Source organism: Oceaniferula flava (genome assembly GCF_016811075.1).
GTDB classification, from domain to species: Bacteria; Verrucomicrobiota; Verrucomicrobiia; order Verrucomicrobiales; family Akkermansiaceae; genus Oceaniferula; species Oceaniferula flava.
In genome coordinates this window covers 318,752-338,411 of record NZ_JAFBGL010000004.1, presented here as the reverse complement: position 1 = coordinate 338,411, position 19,660 = coordinate 318,752, and the positions used below count along the sequence as shown (strand labels likewise).

Here is a 19,660-nt window from a genome sequence, read left to right as displayed (position 1 = left end):
TCCCTACATGGGGAAATCGGAAATGCTGGCTGGTTATGCCAACTGTTGCACGGCTCGGTCGTCATCCTCTATGGCTACTTAGAGTGATCCCTGTTCTCAGATTTGGGCACATGCCCTCTGAGCTTTTCCATGACCAAGGGCGACCGAATATCGAGGCGGTCAGTGATTTCTTGCAGAGTGCGTTTGCTGTCCTCGTCAGATAGGGAGTCCAGCCCGAGAAGGGCGTGCAGCTGTTCGACACCTTTCAACACCAGTGCGCCATAGGCGGCGTGGTCGTCCACCTTGCTCTGGGCTTTGATGATGGTCATCTTGATCTGATGAATTAGCCAGGCTTTCAGCGCTTCCCGCTGTTCAGGGGAGATGGATGCCTGCTCCGCTTCCTTCACCGCGTGTCTCCATACCTTACTCACCCACTGGGGAGTGCGTCCGATGGCCTTGGCAATTTCCTGATTACTCATGTGGGTTTCACACTTGAGTTTGATAATGGCTTGTTTCACCGCGTAGCCTCGCATGGTTTGTCTCCCTCGTGACAATCCATAGGAAGGAGTGCTATACCGAGTGACGTGATGGTTATGCCCGTTTTGGCGGTTGCTGGCTGAGTGCTCGTTGTGGTTCTTCATGAAATGAAGCATAACATGTCAGGCATAGCTTGCGGACTGTGACGCACTACTTTTAGGGCAACTGAGGGTTATAGCCGCGCGATTTACGGTTGCACACGGGGAGGGCTGTAGTTTTATTTATCATTATGAAACCCGACCAAAATGAGGTGTCTACAGAATCAACGGCAAGCGAGGAATCGGCGGATTCAGAATACGCTTCGATTCAGAGGGAGGTGGAATGCGGAGTGAAAGAAACACTAGCACTGTAGAAAAAAATACGGGTTCAATCCGCCCCCTTATAAGAGGGGTGGGAAATTTGCCTCTAACTTTACCGACAATTAGTAAATCTAACTATGTGCAGCGTCTATGAATTTGGCAGAGGTAAGAAGATGGCGGGAGTGAAAGCACCTGTCAGCGGCTTGGATGACTTTGCGGACGCGGTTAAGCTTGTAAGGCGCACAGACTCCGCACCCGTCGTGCTGGGCGGTGACGAGGCTCAGGTGATGCGCTGGGGCTTCGAGCGGAAAGGTCTCGGTGTGGTGAACAATACCCGAAGTGACAACCTGGACAGCCCGATGTGGCGTGAGGCATTTGCAGAGCGCCGCTGCCTGATCCCCGTATTGGCGTTCTACGAGTGGTCAGGGGCAAAGGGGCACAAACGCACCCACCGCTTCACTAGCCCCGATGGAGGCTTGTTGTGGATGGCTGGCATATGGGAGGAATCACAGGAGCTTGGCAGGTGCTTCTCCATGCTGACCACGGAGTCCAACACACTGATGGAACCGATCCATAATCGGATGCCAGCAGTCCTCACTCCAGCCGAGTGCGATTATTACCTCAAAGGGCATATGGAGACATTTCGCCCCAAACCAGATTTGCTAGAGGTGACGGATGCCGCCAATCCACTGCTGAAGAACAAACCGTCACATATCCAGGACGAGTTATTTTAGCCGCCTCAGAGAGAGCATTTGCTATAGTTGAGGAAATAAGCCCTGTTGTGCTGGGTAGTAACCCTGTTAGTATATGGGTGACTTGATGTCTAAAATCATCAGAGAGTGATCGGTGACACCATCTTCGCGCTCCTTGTGGGAGTAGAATGCATCTTCTACTTTCTTGTCCAGTGAGGGACTCGCTAAGGCGTGGTCAAGCCTGAACCCATTGTTGTAGCCACGGGAAAACCACGTGAACTCTCTGGCTTCTGGGTTGCGACTTCGCCATGTGTCGATCCAGCCCTGTGCAAGCAAAGCTTCAAACTGAGACGTGGAAACGAAAGTTGCGCCTGCTTCGTCTTCATAGTGGCGACCCGTATTGAGGTCACCCATGATTAGGGAGTCCTCAGTTAGATAACGCTCAGAGAGCCGCAGTAAGAAATCGAACACAGGACGCTTGAATTTCATGCTCGGCATGTAAACCCCGAAGATGTTGAGGTCTCCGATACGGACTAAGAGGACGCGTGCGGTATAGTCGCCGAGTTCAGGGTCAGAAAGCTGCCCCGGAAAGGTGGTAGCCTCGAATGGTTGCCGTGAAGCAGCAAAGATGATGTTTTGGCGTGGCTCTGCGTGCGGTTCGCTCTGGTAGGCGTAGCCTGCTTCTGTTAGCCTGGCGCGAAGGTCGGCCCCTGCCTTGTTGTGCCTATACTCGTTGAGCAGAATGACGTCGGCATCGTATGACACAAGCGCCTTGCTCAGTCGCTCGATACGGCTTCCTCCGCCGTGTTGAAGGTTCCATGAGAGAATACGCATAGTTTGGCCAGGGAGTTAGTTCTCTTCGAAGTAATCCGTATCAATTCGTTTTATTGCTATCGTGCGTTGTGTCGATACCCCAATGTTGTGTTCAATCATCAGATCCGCGAGGCGGGAGCCATTAATCAAAATCACTTTTTGGGTCACGGTTTCAGCGTAGCTCAATGCAGCCCGAGAGTAATCACTTGTGGTAATGAATACCCCTTTGTTTGCCTGCTTGCCAGCCAAGGCTCCTACGAAACTCTGGATTTCCTTGCTGCCGATTGTCGATTGGTAGCGTTTAGCCTGAATGTAGATGACATCGAGACCCAAGCGGTCTTCATTGATTATTCCGTCAATACCTCCATCATTTGACTTCTGAGTCACGGTGGCGGCTTCCTCGCGTGAACCTCCGTAGCCCATGGCAAATAGTAAATCGACCACAAGCTGCTCGAACCTGTATGGGCTCATCGTGGCCATAGTTTCCCTCAAATTATCAGCCAAAGTATCATTGAGGTCTTTGAAGGCAGTAATGATTTGCTCATCAGGTGTTTGTTCGGTGTCGCCTGCGCCATCTGGCACTGGTTTGTTTTCCGGCTTTTTCTTGATGACCTTCTCCACAAATGACGGGTAGTTAGCCAACAATTTGTTATCGATGGATTGAGGTTTGGTTTTCAGTAGTTCTCTACCTGCATCAGTAATTTTTAAATATGCACGCTTGGGTTTCTCTACCAGCCCAGCTTGCTGCATGTACCATGACGCCCAGCCTGTGCGGTTGTATACGTAGGTCTGCCCACCAGCGGGCAGCATCTCCTTGCGAACATCATCAGGGACGCCTAGCAAGTCACAGGCCCCTTCACAAAATTCCTTATGATGAAGTGGCTCAGGGGCTTTTTCGAGCACCTGTAGCACAGGTAGCATGAATTCTTGATAGGTGGGTATGGTCATGGTGTCGAGGTGCTCGTTTCAACGAGCTGGGAGTGTGATTTTATATACGATGGGTGATTTTAATTCGGCACGAATATCCTCTGCGCGGATGACTTCAATGGTGGGTTTTGAAGACCGTGGATTGTGAACAAGATAGTAAAAATAGTTATCGGATATTGAGGCTACCTCTTGCTGCCTCCAAGAGGTGTAGAACTCGCTTTGACCTTCGCTCTTAGAGATAGTTTTGACTTCGATCAGACGTGGCTCTCCTGTGACTTCGTAGGAATGAATATCGTATCCGAGTGTGTGATTCGCCGAAACGGGTTCGACTTGCTCAGCAAGCTCTGTCTGCCCTGCATCGAGGAGGCGTTGGATTTCGGCTTTGAGTGCAATTTCCTCACTGAGTGTACCAATGGCAGCTTGGTTTTCAGCGCGTTTGATATAGTCGATTGATCGAGCGGCGTTCAGTTGGGCATCGGTTGCGTTTGTCCTAGCCGGAAGTCGGAGCGATTTGGTTAGATCACGGGCTTCGATGAAGTTGGCGGCCTTAGTGGCTTCTATGAGGGCCTCTTCTGGGCTGTCTTCGGACACTTCTGTAAGCATCCAGCAGAAAGAGTGAGCATCTAATAGCCGCGTGTTGGAGAACCCTTCATCGCGCAGTAGGTCGCGTATGTGACCAATCAGATCTAGGTATGCGGCGTAGTTTTCCCAGTTGCAGCGCCTGTTGGTCTTGAGTGAACTGCCCAGCCGTTTAAACGCTCGATCGAAGCCCTCCGGGGCGATAGGCAGGTAGCGGTCGCAGTCTTTGATAAAGAAGATATAGGCTACAAGCGGGTATTTACGTGCGATGAGCTTGGTCAAAGGTTCGAGGACATCCTGACCATCAATTTGATCGGTGTAAAAATCAAAGAGCAGTGCCTCCAGCTCACTGCAGCGGTGATCAGCTTTGATGTCTTTGAGAATATTGTGGGCTCCATACTGCTGCCACTTCAGAAGATTGTTCCCAGCGTTCTCATCGCTGGCGGATATCTCAATGGCATGAATGAGTCTGTCGAGAATGGTTCCAGTACCTATTAGGTCTACATTCCAATCACCCGGAGCCAGCCTACGTCGGGCAATGGCATAAAGCTCGTCCTTATAACCTTCCCTTTCAAAGGCGTAGCCTTTGCTGAAAGATTGAAATGGGCGACCGTCGATACTGCTAACCATCTTCTTGAATTTATCAAGTTGTGTGCGGAAATTTATTCTAGATATGGTCATCATCTCGGAGGGGTGTGGTTTTTAAGTTTGTTCTAGGTGGCTAGCTGCTTCCGGTAGGATTTTGATCCATTCAAGCAGGTGTGGCAGGATGTCTTCCAGGGGGGTGCCCACGTCCCACGTTTGGGTAATAAATCGGTTGTTATGCGGTTTTGGATCTGGAGCTTTGCTTTTCACTTGAGGTGTATCCAGAAGGCGAATTACAAAATTGTGTTTTGCCGACTGACGACACCATAACTGAAGCTCCCAGCCTCTAGGGTTCAGCCAAAGGTCAAAAGCGATCTTGAGGTTACCTTGAAATGTGAAATCAAGAACGAGACAGCGTTTATAGGCTATCCAAGGGGCTCTTGATAAAGGTTCTATAGTATCCCACTCATCGGAAATCATGCTGTGAAGTTGTGAGACTTGATTACTGAGGCGTTTTAGAAAGTCATTGCGCGCATGAATCATCTGATTGATCTGATCATCGTTTTCGATGAAGAACTGGTCATTTTCTTTGAGTTCCATGTTTTGTCCGGTGAGTTGTTTGGTGGTCTCGATGAAGTCGAGTAAGTAGATGACCCATTTCTGGGATGCGTTTGGTAGGTAGTGGCCGAGTTGCTGCTGTACTACCTGCCAGAGGTCCGTGTAGGTGATCGAAGTGAAGCCTCCTTGTAGCTTCTCTGGTGAAACAGGGTGTAGCCCCAGGACGGTTTTGATGATGGTAGGGGTTTGTTCAGCTTCGTTCTTTCTCTGCTCCTTGATGGCGCATTGCCTGAGGGCCTTTGCGTAGTGGTTGAGATCGTTGGCTAGCCAATGATAGATTTTATTTTCAATGCCAAACACGAAATTCTCTCCAGTGATAACAAGGTCGATGCGCTTGTTCCCGTCTGTGGTGTATTCGCGTTCTACGTTGATGGTTTCAAAGGAGAGGGATTCTAATGCTGAGGAGGCTGAGCATGACTTGTGAGTGACCTTGAACAGGGACTGAAGCAGAAGATCGCTTAGGCCGTGTTCTTCCTCTGGATCGAGGTAGAAGGCCAATATGTTACTGCACACGTTTTCATAATGCGGATAGCCTGAGACCTGCATCACGGTGCGGTTTTTTTTAACCTTTGGGAGGGCATGGAAAAGATCTAATAGGGAAGGGTATGGCATGCTAGGTTACGTCAAAAATATCTGAGGGACAGTGTGTAACTTGGGCTTCTTGTATTTGTGACCATAGGGCGTTAAAAAAGTTGTCTGATTGTGTGATCATATACTGATAAAGCTTTTTCTCCCAGATTTTCCATGGTCCTAGGGCGGTTCGGGCTATAGTTTGTGAGGCCTTAGCTTGAATTTGTGATTTAAGATGCTGCGCGTTGTGTGAGGGGTTTTCCCCGATGATGATATTTAGAATTTCACCGTTATACTTACCTTCGATTCTAGATGTGGTGTTATAAAGACGTTTCCATGTCTTGCACTCTGGCGTCTCGTCGTCACACAGCTGAACACGTTTTACGATTCGCAACTCTGGGGGGTATTCAAGTCGGACTCTATCTTGCACGCAGGAAGTAGGATCAAAAGGGTATGGGCTTAGGCAGGGCACTTCAGGGTCGCCTTCTGTTACGGGGTTTTTCTGGCCCTTGGCGTAGGTATTGCAGAAGGTGCAGGTTGGCAGAAGGTTATTTGGATGCACTGCATACTGGGGATACTTGCTTTTTGGGAGTATATGATCATAGGGACCTCTCCACCTATTAGTTTCGTCAATATCCCCATTAAACTGGATGAGTTCAGATGCCCCGCAGCATGGACAGGTGAAACTGTTAATTCTAGTGAACTTATGGTAATGATCGTGTATTGATTCAGCACAAGAAGTTTTAACGCCTGTGAGACTGGAGGATTGGGAATAGAGGTGCACTGTTAAATCACCTAGTTCTTTCGTTAGAGTAGCTGGGATGTCAGGCGGCACCTCTCCAGCATTCTGAAAAAAACGTTCGATGTCTTGATTGTCTATGATTGAGCAAACGAAGGTGCTGCGACTAGAAGTGGCTGGTAATTCCGCGTGTATTTTCTTATGCAAAGCCAAGAATTTCAGTTTAGTTGCTTCACTAGCTTGAATTAGAAGCTTCCCAAAGGGATCGGAAAATAGAGCATCCGAGAATACATCAATGACTACGCTCTTTTCAAGAAAATGTAGCAGCTCAAGGTTTAAAGTTTCGAAAATTTTAGCTGTGGCGTTTTGAGGATTAATTGGGAGGAGCATCTTCTTCGAGCTGTTTCAATAAGAACGTTTTTTCGAGTGATGGGCCAACGTGGTCTTTGATCCATTCACGAGCTTCGGTATGTGACTTTTCCTGTAATATTGCATTTATTTTATCGATCGCTGTTTTTGCAATAAGTGACTCCATTTTAAAAAGGCGTTTAGAGAGGTATTCGAAGGATGACCCGAAGGTCTGATCTTCTGCTGGAGCGACTGATAGCACTCCATCTACATTCTTGAAATGGAAGACGCTGCTACGATCGAGAGATGATAAGATGAAGGGAGAGTGTGTGGATATGAAAAGCTGGCTTGCTTTTGAGTCTTCTGCATTGTTATCGCGCACATTTTTGATGTGTGTGTGAAATTCTGTCCTCCAGTGTGGGTTTAGATGTGTGTCCGGTTCATCTAAGAGAAATAAGGACGACCTAGAATCGAATACCCTTAGTGCTGCTAGTATTTGAATTAATTGTGTCTCGCCGTCACTCAAATCGAAATATGAAACTTCACGGCCATGGTTGTTGATGAAGACTAGGTCGGAAACTTCAAGTGGCATTCGTAGTCGAGTAGGCTTTCTTACATTGCCAATGAAATCGTCGCGGCGCAGTGAATTTCGATCTTTGGCTTGCCAATTTTTGACTTCCAACAGTTGAATTTTGTGCAGTTTTCTGAAGAATGTAGCGGGGTCGTGATAGTAAATTTCACATAGCGAAGAGCGCAGACTATCATTAAACAAATTAATGTGTATGTCTCCTTCCAAGTAGGCTAGATCCTGTAGTTCAAGAGTTACATCGGGGGCTATTTTTTCAATCTCATCGTTGCTGAGAGGAGCGCCTATGGCTTTATATTGGCCGTGCCCAACCGTTTCTAAGAGTGAAGTAATATCACGCAACTCATCAATGGTGTATGGCTTGCCTCGTAGATTATACCTAAATGATATTTTTTTTAGATCACTGTAACCGATTTCTTTGCAGAACTTCTGAATGTCCGCATGCGGTAACAACGCCAGAGAAGCTACGACTAGAGGTGAGCTGTCATAATCTAAAATGGTGCCCATGGGGGCGTCAGTGTAGTCTCGGTTTTCGCCAAAAACCGTGGGAAATCGCTCTCGATAATCAATACTTATTTCGCCTCTTAACTCAAATGTATCAGCTTGGTTGATAGCGGTTTTAAACTGCTTTAAAACCTTTTGTTTCTTCATTAAAATATCGTAATGTTGTACAATGTTTTTCAGAAATGGGCGTTGAAGGTTTTCGTTCATCCCAGAGGAGTAACCAATTATGGCACTGGGAAGAACCACGTCAGACGATGAGGTTGGTATGAATGTCCCGTCCTTTAGGTGTGAATAGAAGAGGTGGTTTGCAGAGCGGACATACTGAATGTGATAGGTCTGAGTATGCCGACGATGATCTATTATTTTATATGTAACCGAAAAACTGAAACTTAGGGGTTGCCTTGTTTCAAAATCATAGCGCTGATCTCGCTCTAGATAGCAAAATATTTCAGCAGTAAGCTCTAAGAAATTTGATTTTCCAGAACCATTCAGCCCGACTAACGATACAATGTCTGAGTCACTATCCCGGAAGTCAAAAATCTGATTTTCAAGCCCTTTATATGTTTCGGTGAGTTCTAATCGTAATATTTTCACATTTCTTGTTTTACGAGGTTTGCGGAACTAGCTCACCACGGAAGGCTTTGGCGAGAATGGACTGAGTTAATTTAGAGTGTTGGGACTTAAGTTGGGCATGTAGGTCTTTGATTGCGTTGATACGCTTGAAGGCCATTTCAAGGAGTCTAATTATCTCTTTTTGTTCAGGGATGGGGGCTAAAGGTATTGGGAGGCAGTTCAAAGCTGCTTGGGTTAGCTTGGCTCGCCCAGTTGTTCCTGATAACCAAGGCTCCACATCATAATGCATAAGCATATGGGTGATATATGAGTTCGATATCGGAGGCAGCGGTCTCAAGACATGCGCGTGGTTATTTACCCAACACTTATGGTCGACGCTATACGCGATCGGCGCAGTTCGTCCGTAAAATGTTTCATCTTCTGTCACGAGTGTTAGGTGTTCATCAAACAAATATTTGCTAACGAAATCTACCTGACCATTGGCACCGTAGTATGGGTAAGGGCCGGTGACTCTATCATTCTTACTAATGGGGATTCTTTGTGAATCTAAGCACAAAGTTTGGTCTGACACCGAGGTCCAAAGCCAGTTTGTAGGGAGTTTGTTAGGGGACTTTTTGAAGTCTGGAGAGATGGATTCCTTAAACCTATTTTTCCATTTCTTTGGGGGAGTTTTGCCTTTGGCTTGGTATTTGGCGAGTTCGGATTTTTCCCATTGTTTGCGGCGTTCTTGACGGAGGCGCTGGAGGAGTTCTTCGGCGGATTCGTGTTTGATGCCTTGGGCTTTTTGTTGGGCTCGCCAGTCGGCGGTTAGTTCGCCGTTGAAGGCTTTGGCGAGGAGGCTGGCGCGGTAGTCTTCCAAGAGTTGGGGGATGGCATCGAGGGCTGATTTCGAGCGGTCGATATGTCCCTGACATGTATCCAGCTTTTTGACGATGCGCTTTTGTTCTTCAGGTGGAGCAATATTTATTCGGTATCTTCTGACATCTTGAGGTCTAGCACGGGTCAATGATCCGCCAACTCCCGACACATTTGAACATAGCTTGATTCTGAAAGAGTCTTCGATGAAAGCATATCTCAAATAATGAGAATCTATTTGCTCGTTCCTTACCACAATCCATTCTGACGATGCTATTTGTGGTAGCTCTTTTTTGGTTGGTCGGACTACCCAAACACGATTAATTCTTGGGTTGATCTTGCAGAGCAGCACATCGTTAGGTTGAACAGACGCTTTATTAGATTTGATCTCTCCTCCCGTAATGATTTCGGGCTCGTTAGTCGGAAAAGAAGGGACGCTCCAAAGTTCAAAGTGTTTGGCTGGCGTGAGAGCCGGATTAACTGATTTGGTTTTAGCTATTCCGATTTCTTCTATTGTGGGCGCGATCCACCCTTTCGGTAAATCACTCATGCCATTTCCTCCTTTAATTGTTCGATTTCAGCTAGGGCTGTTTTCAGGTTTTTCAGAATATCGTCAGCGATGACTTCAGGCTGGGGCAGGTCGGCAGAATCGGTGGTGTTACCATCACGTATCCAAGAAATATCAAGATTCTCGTTGCGCTCCTTGATTTGCTCACGGGTGAATTTACGGAACTTTCCTTCTTCGCCCTCGTCGATTCGCTTGGATGTACCGAGTGGCGATTTGCCGTAAGCTTTTTCAAAGGGTTCAAGCTCCTTTGCGGTGAAAGGGGTGCGCTTGCCGTAGCTGGGGGCATTGGTGCGCAGGTCATAGAACCAGACATGCTTAGTGCAGCCTTCTTCCTGATGTTTGTCCTTGGCTGTGCCTTTGGTGAAGAAGAGCACGTTGGTTTTGACTCCCTGGGCGTAGAAGATGCCCGTGGGGAGGCGCAATATGGTGTGCAGATCACACTTCTCCATCAGGTCGGCACGGATCTGGGCACCCACTCCGTCCTCAAACAGTACGTTGTCCGGTAGCACGATTGCGGCGCGTCCACCAGGCTTGAGTCCACGATAGATGTGCTGGAGGAAGGCGAGCTGTTTGTTCGATGTGGTGAAGGTGAAGTCATCGCGCATGTCCTTGCCTGAGGTTCCGCCCTTGGCCGTGCCGAAGGGAGGATTGGCAAGGATGATATCTACCTTGGGTAACGAGCTGCCCATGGAGGTCAGGGTATTGCCCAGCCTGACTACGCCTTCAGAACCTCCTTCCATGCCGTGCAGCAGGCAGTTCATCAGCGCAAGGCGGCGGGTGTCCGGGACAAGTTCCACACCAGTGTAACACTCGGTGCGTTGACGCTTGCGGTCTTTTTCAGAGAGCTCGTAGAGGTCATCGGTCTGAGACTTGATGTAGGTGTCAGCGGCAATGAGGAAGCCTGCGGTGCCTGCGGCGGGGTCTTGGATAGTTTCGCCAGCCTGTGGCTTAACGCAGCGGACGATGCTATCAATCAATGCGCGTGGGGTGAAATACTGGCCAGCTCCGGACTTCGTCTCGGTGGCATTTTTCTCCAGTAAACCTTCATAGACGTCACCGAGGTCATCCTTGTCAGAACTAAACCAGTTCAGGGTGTCAAAGGTGCGTACGAGGGCGGAGAGGTGGCGCGGCTCTCGCAAGCTGGTCTGGGCCTCGGCATAAATGGCGGAGACCATGGGGTCGATAGCGATGGATTTACCGTCGGCATCCTTTCCTGTGGAGAGGACAAGCAGGAGGCGCTTGTAGAAGTTCAGCTGCTCCAGGCCGCTGGTTTCCGCGAGGTTTGGCCAGCGGAATCCCTCGGGCAGGCGCTCTTGGTATTTCTCGTTCACCCGTGCCTTTTCATGCTCCATCTTGATGAAGAGCAGCAGCACCAGCTCGGTGACATAGTCCGAGTAATTAATGCCATCGTCGCGCAAGATATCGCAGACTTTCCAGAGTTTTTGAACGAGGTCGTTTTGGGTCATGTGTGAGTGTGGAAGTAATAGAAGTTAGGCCGATTTCCAGAGGTTATCGGAGAGTGAGGACAGGACGGAGTCGAGGCGCTTGCCAAGCAGACCGTCGAGACGCTGAGCGCCACCGTCAGCTGAGAATGCATCATTGATGAAATCGGTGTCGATGACAACCTCGTGGGTCAACTGTCTGGCAAGTCGCTCAAGCCACTTCCGCTGGATCGTGGTCCACGGGTGTAATGCGTAAATGTGCCCCATGGCCAAATCAACGCGCTGCTTGAAGGAGATGAGGTTTTCCCCTAGTGCGGCCTGTCTGATATAGCCAATGATACTGGCGGCTATTTCCTGATTGGTAGTGGTGCGCCATGCCGTATCCAGATTGGCACGGCTGAAACCATGCTGATCGAGCAGAAGTTTTACCTCCTTCAGCTGGGCACGGGTAAGGTCTTTGGGTCGAGTGACCACACACTTCAAAGCAGCAGAATCGTTCACGTGCAGTTCGATGAAATGCTTGAAGTCTTCCAAGTAATCTTCTGGTCGGGAGTGATCGCCGTAGCTTTGTTCGCGAGTGACCAGTGCGTCTTCATGGTCGGAGATGATTGGGTAGAGGTTGCTGCCGAGAAGGTTTCTGACCTGCTCCAAGTGGGAGAGAAGCTGGGTGTGTTTATTAAAGAACCGGGCTGCTTCCTCTGGGCCTAGATCCCTAACATGGCTGTGGAGCTTTTTCGGGGGAACCTCCAGGAGCTCTTCCATCTCACGGAGTTTATTTTTGATGTCTGGCTTGTTTTCCGATTCTTTCTCGGCTTTGCGTAGAACGCGCATCAGCTTCTGACTGATGGTATCGAGCACGTCTTGGGCATGGGAGGTTTGTGCGTCCTTGGGTTTGGGGATGGAGTGCGTCTTGGGATCTTGTAGCTCCTCGATAAGCTCTGAGAGCGTGATCTTGGGGTCTTTCACCAAGGGCTTCATGGTGTTCACATCCTCTAACGCCTGATAGATGTCCACGGGGTCATAAATCTTAAAGGTGGTCTTTCCTATCTCATCACAGCGGCGTGTGGCGCGGCCTATCATCTGCTCGTATAGGATGCGGGAATTGATCCTGCGGAGAAACACGAGGTGGCAAATCTTAGGCACGTCGATACCAGTGGAGAGAAGATCCACGGTGATGGCAATGGATGGGTAACGTTCGTTCTTAAAGCGCTTGATGAGCTGCTTTACCTTATCGCTCTTGCCGGTGATTTTGCGGACGGACGCCTCGTTGTATAACGAGTCATATTTTTTCGAGAACCTTTTGTCCAAGAGGTTCTTCACCATGTCGGCATGGATGTCTGTGGCGCAGTATATCAGGGTCTTCTCATCGCCAAAGGGATCGATTTCCTCGGCGAGCTGCTTGCAGATGACCTTGTTGAACTTCTTGGTGATGACGCGCTTGTTGAAGGCGTCGACTTGGAAATCCATGTTGTCCTCTAACTCTGCGGTTTCAGTTTTCTTGGTTTTGGTATTGATGGCCGTGACCTTCTCACCTTTCTCAAACTTAATGCCATTCTGACTGAGCAGTGTGACGTAGCGGATGGGCGGCTCGTGATCGATCAACCAATCGTCGGCGACGGCTTCGCGGTAGGAGTAGGTGTAGACAGGCTTGCCAAAAATTTCCGAGGTGTGCTTGGCTGGGGTGGCGGTGAGACCGATCTTAACCGCATCAAAGTAGTCGATGACCCGACGATAGCTGGATAGGTAGCGTGCGGCGTCACGGCTGCTGAGTTCGCCCTCGGTCATTTCCTGATCGAGCGTATATCCACGGTGGGCCTCATCGACGATGATGCAGTCATAGGCGTCGACGTTAGGTGCAACGTCTGAGTTGAAGATACGCTGAACCATGGCCTGAACAGTGGAGACATGGATGCGTGTCTCAGCCTCAGCTGCCATGTCCCCAAGCTCGGCTACATTGTAGATGGTGGAGAGTGTCTGGTTCTGCTCTAACGGGGCTTCTCTGAAAGTGTCCAAGGCCTGGTCCCCCAGAGCGGTGCGATCCACCAAAAAGAGGATGCGCTTGAATCTCTCCGCCTTTAGAAAACGATACATCAAGCCAACGATTGTGCGTGTCTTTCCTGTGCCGGTAGCCATGGCTAGCAGGCATTCCGTTTTGCCTGTCTCAAGAGCGGCCTCGACTTTTTCAATGGCGGTCTGCTGGTAGTCACGCAGCTTGAGGTATGTGAAGCCCTCATTTTTGAGCTTTTTCTCAGCTTCTTCTTTGCTCCTTTTCAGCAGGTCCAGCAAGCCGTCAGGGCTATGGAAGCTGTGTAGGGGACGCTTGATATTCGATGGCTTCCGCACGTCACGGAACCATGTGCCTGACTTCTCTTTGATCTGTTTTACGAATGGCCTGCCATTGCATGAATACACGAATGGCAGGTGATAGTGCCCTTCGGCATCGTCAGCCCATGCCACGGTGCGTCCCTCGGCTTCGTAGGCGGGTGTGGTTGCTTCGGGTGCAACGAAGTCACGGGAGTAGCGCTGAGCCTGAGGAATTTTACCCGCAACGTCTGTGTTGTCGCGCTTGGCCTCTACGGCAGCGATGGGAATGAGCCCCGCGAATAGCACATAGTCAGCAGGCCCCCCGGAGGTTGGGTATTCTGCAATGGCGATATTCCTGCCGTGCTTGGGGCGAGTTCCCCGTGCGTGGCGGAGCTTGATGGAATCCGCCTCCCAACCAGCGTCAATGAGCTGCTGGTCGATGATTCGCCGAGTGGTAGCCTCATCCATCTCCTCATCGAATGCCAAGCCAGCAGAATCGATGGCTCTTTGAGTCGGTTTTTCAGGTGCCTTCTCAGTTTCGCTGAGAGCTTCAAGGAACTCGTCCTGTGCCTTTTTGAGTTTTTCTTCGGTTTCTGTGGCTAGGTCTAGGGCTGCCATGAGATCCGCATATTGGGCGCGGGATTCTTCCTCTGCGGCTTTTTTAGCCTGCCCTAAATCAGAGGCTAAGCTCTGCGCGGCCAGTGTCGCCTGTTTCTGCTCGGTGAGCTTTTCACGGAGTCTGGCTAGTTCCTGTTTCAATTCCTCTGAATCACCTTTGGAGGCAGGAGGCGGCACAAACGCGGAGGGTTTGAACTGCGGGTTACGAAGGGTGTGAAACCAGACAGCAATAGCACGGGCCAATTTCAATCCAAACACGGCTTCTGACGGAGATGCCTCGGCGTCATGGGTGGCGGTGTTTCCAAGCTTCCTGAGTCGATGCATGGCATCCGACATCTGCTCTGAAATGGTCCCTTGATATTTTAGTTCTGAAATGCGGCGTGCATTGTCGACAGCACGATCATTGCCTAATATGGAGGTGAGAATGCACTCCAGGAGTTGGCGTAGGCGAGTGAGGCAGAGATCAGGGCTGCTCATGCACAAACCCTCGGCATCGACCGCCAAACGATGCAGGTGTGGATGATGTTTCTGAAGGTATTGGAAGTTAGGGGATTTCACATCGACTAATCTAGACGCAATCTAACGGGAATTAGCGTGTGATGGGAAGGCAATTTCCGGAGAATATGGAATGCCTGTGGAGCCTGCTGAACGTAATCGGTTAGTTTCCTCAGTAGTGGGTAGGAAGGCGTAACTTGATGATTCACGTTAGTAAGTCGTGATGCCTGTTAGGAAAAATCGCTGGAGGGGTTTCTATTGAAATTCAGTCGTGTTAATGAGGGTGTCCCCCCCCACTGCGAGGGTCTACCGTGCTTCGAGGCAAACCCTCAAGCGCACTCTGCAGCGAAGGGGGGATGTTGGTGAAAGACTGCTCCACCTCTCCACCTGATTACTCAGCTGGGCGTGTGATTTGATAGCGGCGAATGCCGTTGGTGATTTTTGAAGCCGTCACGAACGGACTGTCACTCTTGACGAGGCTGGCGAGGTATCTCCCTGCATTGGCATCAAATTTCAGGAGTGAGCTTGCTTGGTAGCTTGTAGGGGTATCACGATCCTGTAGCTTGCCCTGAACCTCTACGGCAGTCATCCAGCGACTTTCACCCACATCGAGCCCCATAAAGTCCTGCGTGATTGAGAGATGGAGTAAATTTTCGAGCCGTTTCTCCGGGGAGATATCTGTTACGGCGTCGAGCAACTCTGGGTCTTTGAGAGCAATGACTCCTGAGCGTGAATCTATGAGGTGCTCAGGCAATTTCAAATTTTCCAAAAAATGCATGAAAGCGGGCAGTTCAGCGGTAAGTGCGGCTGCAAAGTCGTCTCGCTCTTCGGGGGTGCATGCGGGCATTGGCGGGGTCACTGTGGATACTTTGAGCAGCATGATTTTATCCTCAATGCCGTCCTCCAATGGTGGAATGACTGATAGGTTTTCCGGGGTTTCATTACAGCACACCATCACTCGCCACACTGGGCGCATAGAAATGGAGGTTTGTCGCCGAGTATTAATTTCCACATTTGCTGCGTAAATGGACTCCTTAAATCTGGAGCCAAAAGCTTTCCTCGCCCTGGGATCGGTGCTGGCTGCGGCGTCATCAATGAGCAGTAATTCCGCCGCTAGCAAGTTGTCATTCCATGGAAGACTGCCTGACCATGCAGTCATTGGATTGCTTGACCTGCCGCCGAAGAGCTGGGTGGTGATGAAGGCGAGTAATGATTTGCCTGATTTGCGTTTGCCTGCCAGAACCACCATTGGTGCGGGTTGGTGGATGCCTGTATTGATCGCACGCACGCCATCCCTGAGCCACGCACAAAATGCGAGCCTACTATCCTCATCAGGGAATGCTTGTCGAATTATGCTCGATATGTAAGGGAATTGACCAGGCTTGCTAACTGGGACATTGGGCCCCTCGGTGATTAGAAACCTGCGGCCACGATATTCTTTGATCCCCCTCTTGGCTCCTGCGAGCTTGCCTTGCCAATCCACAGCACGGTCAATTTCAATCGTGTCGATGTGTTCGTCGAGTAGTGGTTTGATGTCGTCGCTGTAAACGCCTGATGCTTTTAAAAACCTCGTGATGCCAGCTATTACGGGAGGTTTGCGTGAGTAAGACCGGAAGATTACGCCGGTATCAATGTAGTAGCAGCCACCTTCCGTCGAATAGTATATGTGAGCGGGGTTGAAAACAACCGGTTCCTTCTCAGGTGGAGTAGTGGAGGAGTTTTTTGAGTCTGAATTTTTTTCTGTTTTCATGGTTTTGTTGTTAGTGGGTTATTTGGCTATAGGATTTTAGGTATAATAGTTCGGCAGGTTGTTTGGTTTTCTCATGGATGCAGCCTGGCATTCTCAGCGGGGCTGCATGTCCATACAGAAGGATTTGTTTGTCGATGTGATGGCTTTCAGCCAGGTGGATGATGCAGTTCAAGGTGTGTTGATTGGGGCGATCAAACCACGCGTGCAGGCTCTTATTGCCTGTGTCGATTACTGCCCTTAGAGACAGTCCCCATGCTTCAACGAGGTATTGAATCAGCGCGTAGCTCCACGCTTTATTAGCCTCTCTCTCGCTGGAGGTTAGTGGTGAGCGCCCAAGCAAATCATCCGATTCAACGACGATGAATGGTGCGCTCTTGATGTTGGCTATTGAGCGCGCATAGCCTCCGGGTAGGAATATCCCCGCCGCACATCGAGCCGGGAGTAATGGGCGTTGAAGCCAATCGTAAACACGGCGGAATTGCTTAGAATACTTTTGTTGGCCGGATTGGTGAACTCGTCCCAGCCAGATCAAAGCATCCATAGGAAACATGCAGCGAAGAAACTCGTGTTTCGCAGCCCGTTTCTCGTATATTTGCCATGGTGATTGCTGCTGAAGTTGACCGCGCCATTGCGGGTGCAAATGAGGTTGCAGAGTTTTGAGCAGGTGTTCCTGCACGGTGGATTTTTTGAGAGACATTTTCATAACTGAAAATGCCCTTGCGTGGAGCAATGAATGCAGTAGTCTGAATGTGTCCCGTCAAAGACAATTCCAGAATCCGCCTCTTGCGCTCCCGCAAGGGCGGATTTTTTACATTTGGGGTTTTAGCTGGCTCTCGATGTAATCGGCCAGTGAGTCATAGCTGATGAGGCGCGTCCCGCTGGTTTGGCCGCGTTTGCGGAGTGAGACGGATTTGATTTTACCCTCGGCGATAAGCTCATAGAGCTTGCTCCTGCCGATGCCGAAGACCTGTGTGGCCTGAGGGATACGGAGCCACTCGGGTTTTAAAGGTGGCGTGGGGTCGTTTACTTGGGTTGGCGTTTTCATGACGCCCTCCAATATTCGCAGAAATTTCAGTGCGTCGATACCTCAAATCATACACCGGCCTATATGTATGATTTTAGCTCAATTGAGTCTATGAGAAATCTCGACGTAGCCTGTATATATGAGTGACCAGCGCATGATGATTCGGTCGCGTTCCATGTTTTTTAACTCGGTAGTCATCGCCCTCATCAACGATATATCCCTTTGTAACCAAACTTTGGATAATGGCGGCGGGTTTGATGGCTGGGTTGTTCCGGGCGAGCGTAACCACGTGTTGCTCCCATTTTTTGAGACCCTCAAATTCCCTGTCAGACGTGTTTTTTCGATGATACTTGAATTGTTGCCCCAGCTTCGTGAGTTCTTGGATTTCTTCGGACGTGAATAATTGGGCGCAGGCGACGCCCGCCAGAAAAAGGTTCCAAGCGCCTTCCCAAGCGTTAGGATCATTGGTTTCCGATAAATACATGAGCGCTTCCTCAATCGAGGATATGCTCAGTTCTAGGGTCTCAGGGTTTACGCCGTATTGACCTCTGCGCTCGGATAACCGTTCTAGTAAAATGTGGATAACGTCCTCCGCGCTATTAGTGCTTGGTGGACGGTTGGGATCGGGAGCGATTGATTTCCACTCTTCAAGATCAAGCCAATCTGGGCGTATCGCCACGGGCGTCCATCTTCCGTCTTGGAGCAAACACGGACACCACCATTCTGGTTTTTCCAGTGCAATTTTAGATGCTTCTTTTGGATAGACGACCTCTGACGTGAACTGAATTGATGGCTTGGTATTAGCGCTGTATCGGGCTTTAATCGCTTTCACACACTCTAACTTAAAATTCTCAGGAATCACTTCATCGGCTTCCTGGCCGAATAGTTGGATCACAAATTCGCGTGAAGGAGGTTTAGCCATGGGTTTATCAGTTATAAGTTTGGGATGCTCTGCATCGCAGTTTTGAGGGTGTGGTCTTGGTGATGGGTGTATCCGGCGTGAACCTCTTCCGACTTGTGACCGAGGATTTGCATTCGGATTTCAGGCGGAACCTTAGCGTCCGAGAGCCAGCTGGTGAGGGTGTGGCGTAGGCTGTGGAAGCTTTTCTCGTGGAATGTTTTACTGCCTGTCTGAACTGACTTGCCACGGCTGACTTTGGCTTTTTCCATGATTCCGTTGAACTGTGTGCTGAGACCGTTGCGGCCAGCTCCGAGGTATTGGGAAAGCGTCGGGAATACCTGTGTGGCAGGGTTGATTGCCGTGGGGCGGGTCTTCAGCCACTTGGCCAGCGCAGGGTGGATAGGGATGCGGACAACGGTTTTCTTTCTCTTGGTCTTGGCTGGCAGGGTGGCGATCACTTCGTTGGTCATGTCGATGTCTCCCCACGTGAGGGATGCGCAGTCCACCAAGCGCAGACCTGTGTAGGCACCCAACAGAATCAAACCTTTCCATTCCTCGGAAGGGGCGTGCTTCACTAAGGCGGCTACCTCTTTTTTGGTGAAAGGTTTGCGCTGAACCTTGTCGTCGTTTTCAAGTTTCTCCAGCGCAGCAACCGGATTGAAGTTGGTGATACCTTCAGCCATGGCGGTTATGAAAATGGATGAAGCTGTTTTCATCTTTTGGTTCACGGTAGTGACACTGGACTTGCGTTCGCCCTTTTCGTCGAACTGGAGCCAGTCCCGCAGCTTCCGCATGTCCGCAACGGTGATGCTCTCTAATGTATGGTCGGCCTTCTCGCCGAGTCCTTCGAGGAAATGCTTTGCGTTTGTGCGGTAGGCTCTGAGGGAGGACTCTGCCTTGCCTGATTTCCGAGTCAGCCACTCCTTTGTCCACGTTCTAACCGTGTATTCAGGCATGTCCTCGCCTGTGGCTATTTTAACGATCTCAGCCATGAATTCCCTGGCCTTGGTGACGTTCAGCTTGCCTAGTTCGGCGTGCTCAGTCGCTCGGGTCAACACCGCCAGCATCTTCCTCCCTTTGACGTTGCCTGCCCCTGCTTCTCGCAGCGCAGCGCGTTCAAACTCGACCGCTTTCAGCAGGGCTTTGCGTTTTGAGGTTTCTTTTGTAGACCGATTCACCTTCACGCACGTCCCTTTATCTGTGGGAACGAGATACTGTGCATGCCAATATTTGGAGGTGCCTTTCTTGATTAAAACGGCCATAATTAGGTGGTGCCATAGTGGTGCCATTTGTCAATATTTATGGCGTCCTATAGCGTCCTAACCCTTATAAAATCGTTCTATTTTGTCTATAA

The 19,660-nt window shown here is 49.8% G+C and carries 16 protein-coding genes; 1 reads left to right on the top strand and 15 read right to left on the bottom strand.

All coding sequences use genetic code 11. The features are described from left to right. Window positions 1–74: 74 nt before the first annotated feature. Window positions 75–620 (bottom strand): hypothetical protein, encoded by a 546-nt coding sequence (locus tag JO972_RS08530; protein ID WP_309489612.1) that lies wholly within the window; start codon window positions 618–620, stop codon window positions 75–77. A gap of 332 nt (window positions 621–952) precedes the next feature. Between JO972_RS08530 and JO972_RS08525 the strand changes: the two genes are divergently transcribed. Continuing rightward, a complete protein-coding gene (locus JO972_RS08525) occupies window positions 953–1,549 on the top strand; it encodes an SOS response-associated peptidase (RefSeq protein WP_309489611.1) in 597 nt (198 codons plus the stop codon). 66 nt (window positions 1,550–1,615) lie between these two features. Here JO972_RS08525 and JO972_RS08520 read toward each other — a convergent pair whose 3' ends face one another. From JO972_RS08520 to JO972_RS08455, 14 genes are all read right to left on the bottom strand, one after another. After that, a complete protein-coding gene (locus JO972_RS08520) occupies window positions 1,616–2,341 on the bottom strand; it encodes an endonuclease/exonuclease/phosphatase family protein (RefSeq protein ID WP_309489610.1) in 726 nt (241 codons plus the stop codon). 15 nt (window positions 2,342–2,356) lie between these two features. After that, window positions 2,357–3,268: a restriction endonuclease gene (locus JO972_RS08515; protein WP_309489609.1), complete on the bottom strand. Its 912-nt coding sequence runs from the start codon at window positions 3,266–3,268 to the stop codon at window positions 2,357–2,359. A gap of 18 nt (window positions 3,269–3,286) precedes the next feature. After that, window positions 3,287–4,510 carry a protein NO VEIN domain-containing protein gene (locus JO972_RS08510; RefSeq protein WP_309489608.1) on the bottom strand — a complete coding sequence of 408 codons (1,224 nt, stop codon included), beginning with the start codon at window positions 4,508–4,510 and terminating at the stop codon, window positions 3,287–3,289. Window positions 4,511–4,528: 18 nt separating this feature from the next. After that, on the bottom strand, window positions 4,529–5,641 hold the full coding sequence (locus JO972_RS08505) for a PDDEXK-like family protein (RefSeq protein WP_309489607.1): 1,113 nt from the start codon (window positions 5,639–5,641) through the stop codon (window positions 4,529–4,531). Window position 5,642: 1 nt separating this feature from the next. Further along, on the bottom strand, window positions 5,643–6,728 hold the full coding sequence (locus tag JO972_RS08500; protein ID WP_309489606.1) for a hypothetical protein: 1,086 nt from the start codon (window positions 6,726–6,728) through the stop codon (window positions 5,643–5,645). Next, window positions 6,712–8,370 carry an AAA family ATPase gene (locus tag JO972_RS08495; RefSeq protein ID WP_309489605.1) on the bottom strand — a complete coding sequence of 553 codons (1,659 nt, stop codon included), beginning with the start codon at window positions 8,368–8,370 and terminating at the stop codon, window positions 6,712–6,714. Before JO972_RS08495 ends, JO972_RS08500 begins: the two co-directional genes overlap by 17 nt. Before the next feature lie 10 nt (window positions 8,371–8,380). Further along, window positions 8,381–9,754, bottom strand: a complete 1,374-nt coding sequence (locus JO972_RS08490; protein WP_309489604.1) for a restriction endonuclease subunit S — start codon at window positions 9,752–9,754, stop codon at window positions 8,381–8,383. Beyond that, window positions 9,751–11,238 carry a class I SAM-dependent DNA methyltransferase gene (locus JO972_RS08485; protein ID WP_309489603.1) on the bottom strand — a complete coding sequence of 496 codons (1,488 nt, stop codon included), beginning with the start codon at window positions 11,236–11,238 and terminating at the stop codon, window positions 9,751–9,753. Before JO972_RS08485 ends, JO972_RS08490 begins: the two co-directional genes overlap by 4 nt. A gap of 24 nt (window positions 11,239–11,262) precedes the next feature. Further along, a complete protein-coding gene (gene hsdR, locus JO972_RS08480) occupies window positions 11,263–14,694 on the bottom strand; it encodes a type I restriction-modification system endonuclease (RefSeq protein WP_309489602.1) in 3,432 nt (1,143 codons plus the stop codon). A 328-nt stretch (window positions 14,695–15,022) separates the two neighbouring features. Further along, window positions 15,023–16,381 carry a hypothetical protein gene (locus JO972_RS08475; RefSeq protein ID WP_309489601.1) on the bottom strand — a complete coding sequence of 453 codons (1,359 nt, stop codon included), beginning with the start codon at window positions 16,379–16,381 and terminating at the stop codon, window positions 15,023–15,025. A 10-nt stretch (window positions 16,382–16,391) separates the two neighbouring features. Then, window positions 16,392–17,084: a hypothetical protein gene (locus tag JO972_RS08470; protein WP_309489600.1), complete on the bottom strand. Its 693-nt coding sequence runs from the start codon at window positions 17,082–17,084 to the stop codon at window positions 16,392–16,394. Window positions 17,085–17,189: 105 nt separating this feature from the next. After that, window positions 17,190–17,426 (bottom strand): helix-turn-helix domain-containing protein, encoded by a 237-nt coding sequence (locus JO972_RS08465; protein WP_309489599.1) that lies wholly within the window; start codon window positions 17,424–17,426, stop codon window positions 17,190–17,192. Window positions 17,427–17,514: 88 nt separating this feature from the next. Further along, window positions 17,515–18,327, bottom strand: coding sequence for a hypothetical protein (locus tag JO972_RS08460; RefSeq protein ID WP_309489598.1), 813 nt, complete (start codon window positions 18,325–18,327; stop codon window positions 17,515–17,517). Window positions 18,328–18,338: 11 nt separating this feature from the next. Then, the gene (locus tag JO972_RS08455) at window positions 18,339–19,568 is read right to left on the bottom strand and encodes a tyrosine-type recombinase/integrase (RefSeq protein ID WP_309489597.1); all 1,230 of its coding nucleotides are present in this window, start codon (window positions 19,566–19,568) and stop codon (window positions 18,339–18,341) included. Window positions 19,569–19,660: the final 92 nt, after the last annotated feature.

What these genes read in the sequence shown, in the direction of transcription:
- JO972_RS08530 (WP_309489612.1), bottom strand. Translation starts at nt 620, where the DNA reads ATGAAGAACCACAACGAGCACTCAGCCAGCAACCGCCAAAACGGGCAT.
- JO972_RS08525 (WP_309489611.1), top strand. Translation starts at nt 953, where the DNA reads ATGTGCAGCGTCTATGAATTTGGCAGAGGTAAGAAGATGGCGGGAGTG.
- JO972_RS08520 (WP_309489610.1), bottom strand. Translation starts at nt 2,341, where the DNA reads ATGCGTATTCTCTCATGGAACCTTCAACACGGCGGAGGAAGCCGTATC.
- JO972_RS08515 (WP_309489609.1), bottom strand. Translation starts at nt 3,268, where the DNA reads ATGACCATACCCACCTATCAAGAATTCATGCTACCTGTGCTACAGGTG.
- JO972_RS08510 (WP_309489608.1), bottom strand. Translation starts at nt 4,510, where the DNA reads ATGATGACCATATCTAGAATAAATTTCCGCACACAACTTGATAAATTC.
- JO972_RS08505 (WP_309489607.1), bottom strand. Translation starts at nt 5,641, where the DNA reads ATGCCATACCCTTCCCTATTAGATCTTTTCCATGCCCTCCCAAAGGTT.
- JO972_RS08500 (WP_309489606.1), bottom strand. Translation starts at nt 6,728, where the DNA reads ATGCTCCTCCCAATTAATCCTCAAAACGCCACAGCTAAAATTTTCGAA.
- JO972_RS08490 (WP_309489604.1), bottom strand. Translation starts at nt 9,754, where the DNA reads ATGAGTGATTTACCGAAAGGGTGGATCGCGCCCACAATAGAAGAAATC.
- JO972_RS08485 (WP_309489603.1), bottom strand. Translation starts at nt 11,238, where the DNA reads ATGACCCAAAACGACCTCGTTCAAAAACTCTGGAAAGTCTGCGATATC.
- JO972_RS08475 (WP_309489601.1), bottom strand. Translation starts at nt 16,381, where the DNA reads ATGAAAACAGAAAAAAATTCAGACTCAAAAAACTCCTCCACTACTCCA.
- JO972_RS08470 (WP_309489600.1), bottom strand. Translation starts at nt 17,084, where the DNA reads ATGAAAATGTCTCTCAAAAAATCCACCGTGCAGGAACACCTGCTCAAA.
- JO972_RS08465 (WP_309489599.1), bottom strand. Translation starts at nt 17,426, where the DNA reads ATGAAAACGCCAACCCAAGTAAACGACCCCACGCCACCTTTAAAACCC.
- JO972_RS08460 (WP_309489598.1), bottom strand. Translation starts at nt 18,327, where the DNA reads ATGGCTAAACCTCCTTCACGCGAATTTGTGATCCAACTATTCGGCCAG.
- JO972_RS08455 (WP_309489597.1), bottom strand. Translation starts at nt 19,568, where the DNA reads ATGGCCGTTTTAATCAAGAAAGGCACCTCCAAATATTGGCATGCACAG.